Origin of the sequence: Pararhizobium sp. LjRoot255, from assembly GCF_964252905.1 — a bacterium.
Lineage (GTDB): Bacteria > Pseudomonadota > Alphaproteobacteria > Rhizobiales > Rhizobiaceae > Pararhizobium.
Genome location: NZ_CAXUPQ020000002.1, coordinates 1,398,898 through 1,405,871, shown reverse-complemented (window position 1 = coordinate 1,405,871; position 6,974 = coordinate 1,398,898). Strand labels below are relative to the sequence as shown.

The window sequence follows — 6,974 nt, the reverse complement described above, 5'->3', positions numbered from 1 at the left end:
GGCTCCATCCTCATCAAGGCGACCCTCGACAGCTCCTACGATCGCGGCATCGACAAGATCGTCTTCGCCGACGGCACCACATGGACAAGGGCTGATCTCCGGCTAATGCTGCTGGATCAGGCTTCGACCGTCGGCAACGATATTATCGCCGGCTTCAACGTCGCCGAAACGATCACCGGCGGTCTTGGCAACGACGTCATCAACGGCGCAGCGGGCGACGACACCTATGTCTATGCCCGCGGTGAGGGCAACGACACCATCACCGAGGAATCCAACAACGGTGCCAACGACCGGCTGCTGCTGGCCGATGTCAACCCGGCCGACGTCACCCTGGTGCGCAACGGCAACGACCTCACCGTCGTCATTGCCGAAAGTTCGCCGGGGGCCGGAGACGCCGGCTCCATCCTCATCAAGGCGACCCTCGACAGCTCCTACGATCGCGGTATCGATAAGATCGTTTTCGCCGACGGAACGACCTGGACAAGGGCGCAGCTACGCGACATGCTGCTCACCAGCACCGCAGCCAACGAGACCCTCAACGGCTTCTCCGGCGACGACACGTTCCGCTATGCCCGTGGCGACGGCAACGACACCATCATCGAGGAAGCCAACAACGGTGTCAACGACCGGCTGCTGCTGACCGATGTCAACCCGGCCGACGTCACCCTGGTGCGCAACGGCAACGATCTCACCGTCGTTATCGCCGAAAGTTCGCCGGGGGCCGGAGACGCCGGCTCCATCCTCATCAAGGCGACCCTCGACAGCTCCTACGATCGCGGCATCGACAAGATCGTCTTCGCCGACGGCACCACATGGACAAGGGCTGATCTCCGGCTAATGCTGCTGGATCAGGCTTCGACCGTCGGCAACGATATTATCGCCGGCTTCAACGTCGCCGAAACGATCACCGGCGGTCTTGGCAACGACGTCATCAACGGCGCAGCGGGCGACGACACCTATGTCTATGCCCGCGGTGAGGGCAACGACACCATCACCGAGGAATCCAACAACGGTGCCAACGACCGGCTGCTGCTGGCCGATGTCAACCCGGCCGACGTCACCCTGGTGCGCAACGGCAACGACCTCACCGTCGTCATTGCCGAAAGTTCGCCGGGGGCCGGAGACGCCGGCTCCATCCTCATCAAGGCGACCCTCGACAGCTCCTACGATCGCGGCATCGATAAAATTGTTTTCGCCGACGGAACGACCTGGATAAGGGCGCAGATGCTCACCCACATTGCCTATGTAGGCGGAACATCTGGCAACGATACGATCATGGGAGCTTCTGGGGCCGATGAAATCCGCGCAGGTATAGGCAACGACACACTATCTGGCCTCTCGGGAAGCGACACCTATGTCTATTCATTGGGGGACGGAAATGATGTCATCGATGAGGCGGCGACTGGCACCGATAGAGATGTGTTACGTCTCGTTGGCTTAAACCAAGCTGATGTCGTCTTCGAGAGACCCGCAGCCGACCTCACAGACATCGTCCTTCGCATAAAGGCGACCGGTTCCACGATCATACTGGATAACCAGTTCGATCAGGAAGATGGCGTAGAAAAGATTATATTCGATGATGGAACTGTGTTGGGTGGGGATGATTGGTCGCTCGATGGCGCGTTGATCGGTCTCGCGGGAATCTCTGGCACTTCCGGAAACGACACAATCTCTGGCACTGCAGCGAATGACATATTTAATGCTGGGCTGGGTGACGACCGCTTCAACAGCGGGCCAGGAAGTGACACCTACATTTACAGGTTCGGTGATGGGAGCGACTACATCAACGATGAATCCGGATCTGTTGTCGACGTCGACGTCCTACGGTTTTCCGACCTAAACGCCAGTGATTTGACCATCAGTAGGTCAGGCAATCATATGAAAATTCTTGTCAACTCCACTGGCCACGTGATTACCCTTGACGAGCAATTTTACTCGGCCACCGCGAATTGGGGGATGGAAAAGTTTGAGTTCGCGGACGGCACAAATTGGAATCTCGCTCAGATAAACAAAGCGGGCTGGTATCGCGGAACCTCTGGAAATGACACGATTACGGGCTCGACCTGGGACGACACCATTTTAGGCTTGGCGGGCAACGACACCCTCGCTGGCGGCGCCGGGAACGATCTCTTCATTTTCCAATCGGGCTTCGGTAAGGATACCATAAACGACTTCACGGTCGGTGCTGGATTCGCGGATGTAATCCGGCTGGATTCAAACATCTTTGCCGACTTTGCGTCGGTTTACGACGCGGCAAGCCAGGTCGGCGCGAATACGGTCATTACCTTTGACGCCAACAATACCATCACCCTCAAGAACATCGTGAAAACCGATCTCCATGCGGACGACTTCAGCTTTATGGTGGCCTGACGATCTTCGGAACCCCGTGGACTTAGCAGAAGCCAAGGGGAGGAGTGCCTTCCCGGCCAGTAGGATAGCTGGAGTTCATGAAACGTAAGCGGCTAGCCCCACGTAGCGGCGTGGCTAGCCGCTTACATTCAAACTGCTATCAGGCGCTGAGTCGTCGTATCCGTCCGGTGGGAACCGCTGGCGTTTGCTTATCAGCCTTGAGAGCTTCGTAGAGCGCGGTTTTCCCGATTTTCACACGGGCGGCGGCTTCCCGAACGTTCAAGCCTGCCGCTAAGTGTTGCCGCGCTTTGGCCAACTTTTCAGGCGTGACGACGGCTTGCCGGCCGCCGTGACGACCGCGTTCCTCTGCGGCCTGTAGGCCAGCGCGGGTTCTTTCCCGGATCAGATCGCGCTCGAACTGCGCTAGCGCTCCAAACAGATGGAACACCAGCCGACCTCCGGAGGTCATCGTATCGATGTTTTCCGTGATAGATCGGAACCCGACACCCTTGGTTTCCAGATTAGTGATGATCTCGATGAGGTGCTTCATCGATCGGCCGAGACGATCGAGCTTCCATACCGTGAGGGTGTCGCCTTGCCGGACGTATCGGATGGCTTCCGCCAGACCGGGTCGATCGGTCCTCACGCCCGATGCCCGATCTTCGAACACCTTCTCGCATCCTGCTTTCCGCAAGGCGTCCAGTTGCAGCGCGGTATCCTGATCACCGGTGGAGACCCTTGCATAGCCGATAGAGGTCATGAGACTCGATTTGTCCGTTTTCCCGTTGAATTCGGACAATGTCCGATTTGCCGTCAAAGAGCAAGGTTTACGGACAAAATCTGGGGATGCCGCGAAACGACCGTTTGCCGGACAGCCCTTTTACGGTTCGGTGCGGTCTTTGCGGCACAATGGCAGGATTAATGAATGGCGCGACGAACCCTTCTGAGCGAAGCATGGTGGAACCGAGCAACGGCTATCCCGGATGACGAACGGGATATCGTCAAACACTACACCTTTGACCAGGCGGACATCGATCTGATCTTGCGGCAAAATCGCCCGGCGAACCGATTGGGTCTCGCCAGCGTTCTGGCGATCCTCCGTCATCCTGGACGCGCGCTCGCCGATAACGAAATCCCTCCATCGGGCGTGCTGCAATACTTGGCCCGGCAGATCGGCGTAGAACCCCAGGAGATTCACAAATATTATGAGCGGCCTCAGACACGGCGCGAGCATTTGGCCATGCTTTTCAATCGGACGAAGGTACGGCCGTTCTCTCCAGCAGACATCCGGCCGCTCACCGGCTGGCTCACGCCGGCTGCGCAGACCTTGCGGCGTGCCGACACCCTTGCAGACATGGTGCTGGAGGAGTTACGGCGGCGACACATACTTTTCCCGACACGCGCCGCCTTGGAAACCATCATTCACGTCGCGATCAGGCGCGGCGTTCGTATTGCCCACAGGGCGCTCGCCAATGGCCTCTCGCCAGATCAGAAGTCCAATCTTGACGGACTTCTTGATATTCGTGATGGCACGGGCGTGACGTCTCTGGCGTGGGCGCGAGCACCGGCATTGTCTCCGACTGCGATCAATCTCGACAGAATAGCCGAACGGGTTAAATTGCTGCGGTCCCTGGCCCTGCCCGTGGAACTGGCCGAGCGCGTCCCGGCAAAGCTTTTCGACGAGCTGGCGTCGGAAGGGTTGAGGATGAGTGCCCAGCATCTTCGCGATCTCAACCCCGAGCGGCGGCATGCCGTGCTGGCCACCACGGCATTGCATCTGTCCCGTAATCTGACCGACTGTGCCGTGGACATGTTCAAGAAGCTGATCGGTGCGCTGACCCGACGCGCCGACAACCAGGCGGCCAAGAGGATCACCCGGTCCGTTCGGGAGCTTCAAAAGCCGTTGAAAGATGTCTCGCAGGTTTGCCATGCCCTGATCGATGCCAGAGAGAAAGGCGAGGATATCGGTCTGGCGATTGCACGTGCCGTACACTGGCCCGAGTTTGTCAGCAGCGTCCAGGCTGTCGATACCCTGATTGCGCCGGAAGTCGTCGATGGCAAAGCCGATCTGCTTCAGCGCTATGCGACCATCCGGAAAATGGCACCGGAGTTTCTGTCGACCTTCGTGTTCCGCGGTCACGCCGTGGCAGCGAACCTGTTGCGCGCCCTTACGACGATCGCCGATTTATATCGATCCGGGAAACGAAACGTCCCGGACAGAGCGCCGACCTCCTTTGCGCCGAAAGGCTGGCTCTCTCTTGTTCTGGAAGATGGTAGGATCAATCGCAGGGCCTACGAATTCTGCGTCTTCAGCGAATTGAAGCGCCGGCTCGATGCCGGGGATGTCTGGGTCGAGGGATCGAAACGCTTCCAGTCGTTCGAGAGCTTTCTCATTCCAACGCCGACCTTTGAACTGATGCGCGAGGAAGGGCCGCTCCCGGTCGCTGTCGATACGGATGTCGAAGCCTATCTCCAGCTACAGCGGAAGACCTTGAATAGTGGGTTGTGCGACCTCGCCCGGCTCGCCGAAACAGGCGAGCTCGACGATGTCGAGCTGACGGAAGCTGGCTTCAACATTACACCACACAAAGCGACATTCCCCGATATCGCCAGATCGCTGAAGCCGAAGGTAGAGACGCGTTTGCCGCCGATCAGGATCACGGACATGATCCTTGAGGTTGATGCGCGTACGGGCTTTTCGAACGCCTTTACCCATCTGCGTACCGGCCGAACGGCCGACAACAAGCTCGCGCTGCTCACCGCTATTTTGGCTGACGGTATCAATCTCGGCCTGACCAGAATGGCCGACGTCTCTCCGGGCCTTACGATGCGGCAGTTGGCATGGGCCCACGATTGGCACGTCCGTGAAGAAGGCTACAAGGCCGCGCACGCAACTCTTATCAACGCCCAGCGAAACTTGCCTCTTTCGTCGATGTGGGGTGATGGAACCACGTCGGCTTCAGACGGTCAGTATTTCCAGGCCGGCGGCCACGGCGAGGCAATCGGCGACCTCAATGCGCGCTACGGCCCCAACCCCGGCGCAAAATTCTATCGGTTCACCTCCGACCAGTATGGCGCTTTTCATATCATCGCTATGAACGCCAACGCGAGCGAGGCCATTCACGTACTCGACGGGCTTCTTTATCATGGCAGCGATCTCTCCATCGAAACCCATTATGTCGATACCGGCGGTGTCAGCGACATGAGCTTTGCGCTTTGCCATCTCCTCGGTTTCCAGCTGGTTCCCCGGCTGCGTGGCTTAAAGGATCGGCGCCTCTATCTCTTTCCGGGCGACGCACCTCCCGAAAGCATCATGCCGCTCGTCAGCGATCCTATTAATGTTGAGCGGATCAAGGCCAATTGGAACGATATCCTTCGTCTTGTGACGACAATCCGCTCCGGCCAGGTCCGGCCATCGACCCTGCTGGCGAAACTATCCGCATTTCCGCGACAAAATGGACTGGCTCTAGCACTGCGCGATATCGGCCGCATCAACCGCTCGATCTTCCTACCGCAGTGGTGGCAGAGTGCCGAAATGCGCCGGAATGCGACTGCCGGCCTCAACAAGAGCGAGGCACAGAATACACTCGCACGCGCACTATTCTTCAATCGCCTCGGCGAGCTGCGAGACAGGACATTCGAGAGCCAGTTCTATCGTGCCTCGGGGCTGAACCTGCTCATCAACGTCATCGTCTACTGGAACACGCTTTACCTCGAACCGGTATTTGCTGATCTCAACCGCAACGGGATCGCAACGCCGCCAGAGGTGATCAAACATATCGCTCCGCTCGGATGGCAGCATATCAGCCTCACCGGTGACTACATCTGGACCCCGACCGACAGCTCCGATCTCAGGCCGCTGCGACGTGAAACCTCGATCCTCGTCGCATGATCGACGAATTCAAGGCGCAAGCGGTGGTCGAAGCGATGCAGCCGGGCACGAACATATCGGCGGTGGCGCGTCGCATCGGAATTGATCCGTCGCAGTTATTCACGTGGCTTCGCCACGCCGGTATGCCAGTGGAGGTGTTCATTCAGACCGGTGAACGCACGGCGCTGTCCTATCTCGTCAAGCCGCTTGCTGATCAGATCGCCCGTGCAATGCGGGAGGAATGAGGTCTGGGGGCGCATTCTGTCAGCTTGCATAAAAGAGTGCCTTCCCACGTACTTGCGTCGATTGCGGGTAGCTCGGGCAATCCCGCACCAGCCGCACGGCTTCACGGCACTGTAGGGGCTCCGGGGGCATTTCTACAATAATACCCGCTAAGGGAATTTGAAGTTGTTTGGATTGAAGCGGTTAGCGCGGATCGGCCTGAAGCGTTCGAGGGGGCGGTCAATTGTAGCCAATCTTCTCGGTGTTGGTCTTCACGTCCGGCTTCGTCTGCTTATCCTGACGCTCCTTGATATAGGTCAGGACATCGCCGAGCCGCTTGTTCTCGGTGATTTCTGCGACATAGTGATCAAACAAGACATGACGACTCCGAACGCTCATGGTCCCAACCACGCTTCACGTCGCCAGTCTTCCTTCCAAACCTTGACATTTGACCAGTATCCCAAGAGGCGACGACTGTCGCATCTCTAACTGGCCCAACTGTCGCATTACTAAATAGCCCCGTGAGTTCAAG

Annotated in this window: 4 protein-coding genes and 2 pseudogenes; 4 read left to right on the top strand and 2 right to left on the bottom strand. The window is 58.2% G+C overall.

Going from position 1 to position 6,974, the window contains the following annotated elements; all coding sequences use genetic code 11:
- On the top strand, positions 1–2,370 hold a 2,370-nt coding region (locus ACSQ2W_RS25730; protein WP_436088929.1), incomplete at its 5' end, for a calcium-binding protein.
- Positions 2,371–2,509: 139 nt separating this feature from the next.
- On the opposite strand, the gene ACSQ2W_RS25725 is transcribed toward ACSQ2W_RS25730, so the two are convergent.
- Complete coding sequence (locus ACSQ2W_RS25725) at positions 2,510–3,109, bottom strand: recombinase family protein (RefSeq protein ID WP_436089005.1); 600 nt, start codon at positions 3,107–3,109, stop codon at positions 2,510–2,512.
- Between the two features lie 165 nt (positions 3,110–3,274).
- Between ACSQ2W_RS25725 and ACSQ2W_RS25720 the strand changes: the two genes are divergently transcribed.
- The 3 genes and pseudogenes from ACSQ2W_RS25720 to ACSQ2W_RS25710 all read left to right on the top strand — a co-directional run.
- A complete protein-coding gene (locus ACSQ2W_RS25720; RefSeq protein ID WP_436088928.1) occupies positions 3,275–6,241 on the top strand; it encodes a Tn3 family transposase in 2,967 nt (988 codons plus the stop codon).
- Positions 6,238–6,318 (top strand): annotated as a pseudogene (locus tag ACSQ2W_RS25715) (transposase); the annotation flags it as partial. The gene ACSQ2W_RS25720 and the pseudogene ACSQ2W_RS25715, both read left to right, overlap by 4 nt.
- A gap of 42 nt (positions 6,319–6,360) precedes the next feature.
- A pseudogene (locus ACSQ2W_RS25710) lies at positions 6,361–6,465 on the top strand (HlyD family type I secretion periplasmic adaptor subunit); the annotation flags it as partial.
- A gap of 217 nt (positions 6,466–6,682) precedes the next feature.
- Here ACSQ2W_RS25710 and ACSQ2W_RS25705 read toward each other — a convergent pair.
- Complete coding sequence (locus ACSQ2W_RS25705) at positions 6,683–6,841, bottom strand: hypothetical protein (protein WP_436089011.1); 159 nt, start codon at positions 6,839–6,841, stop codon at positions 6,683–6,685.
- Positions 6,842–6,974 lie beyond the last annotated feature (133 nt).